General features: G+C 43.2%; 2 protein-coding genes. Both read left to right on the top strand.

Annotated features, from left to right (window positions below):
- A partial coding sequence (locus BN6559_RS00035) for a hypothetical protein (protein ID WP_199883639.1) occupies positions 1-193 on the top strand: 193 nt, incomplete at its 5' end.
- Positions 194-216: 23 nt separating this feature from the next.
- On the top strand, positions 217-917 hold a 701-nt coding region (locus BN6559_RS00030), incomplete at its 3' end, for an IS3 family transposase (protein ID WP_110952831.1).

Raw genomic sequence — 917 nt, 5'->3', positions numbered from 1 at the left:
AGATCGCCGTGGGCATCGAACAGGTACACTGCCCAGCCGTACCCCGGAAGAAGAACTCAGGGACTGTGTTGCCCAACTGGAACGTAAAAACCATTGGTTGCAGATGGAGATTGATGCATTAAAAAAACTGGACGAACTGGAAAGAAGGGATGCCTTGGCTTTACACGCAAGGAAAGAGAATACGAAGCAATAAAACAGCTTTCACAGACAGAGCCGGTGCATTATTCGGTTTTAGAACTTTGCCCAATTTTTCATGTAACCCGTTCAGCGTATTACCATTGGCTTAAAGGAGATAAAAGCCCAAGTGAGCGGGAAAATGAGCGACTGGCTAAGAAGGTCATCGAAATTCACGAAAAACATCCAGACGAGGGATACCGCAGAATTCGTGATGATTTGAACCGTTGGCATCATGAGCATATAAATGATAAACGTATTCTGCGCATTGACCGTAAATTACACATCCAGTCAAATATTAAACACCGGCAAAACTGTTGTACTCGCCGGGCACCTGATCCAGCTTACACAGCAGAAAACATTCTAAACCGGCAATTCCATGCTGATGCACCAAATGAAAAGTGGCTGACTGATGTGACGGAATTTAAATATTGTATAGGTCCGGTTATCCATAAGCTCTACCTGAGTGCTATATTGGATTTATATGATCGCCGAATTGTGTCATATGTACTAAGCGACCACAACAATAACAAGTTGGTCTTTAACACTTTTGATGAAGCTGTAAAAAACAATCCACAGGCGCACCCATTATTTCACAGTGACCGTGGATTTCAGTATACCAGCCGCAGTTTTCATAGCAGACTGATAGAACATGAGATGACACAAAGTATGTCTCGAGTTGGTCATTGCATAGATAATGGACCGATGGAAGGATTTTGGGGCGTATTGAAGCGTGAAATGTA

Source organism: Massilibacillus massiliensis (assembly GCF_900086705.1).
GTDB classification, from domain to species: domain Bacteria; phylum Bacillota; class Negativicutes; order FLKF01; family FLKF01; genus Massilibacillus; species Massilibacillus massiliensis.
The sequence above is the reverse complement of the archived record's forward strand: the minus strand, read 5'-3'. Positions and strand labels throughout refer to the sequence as shown.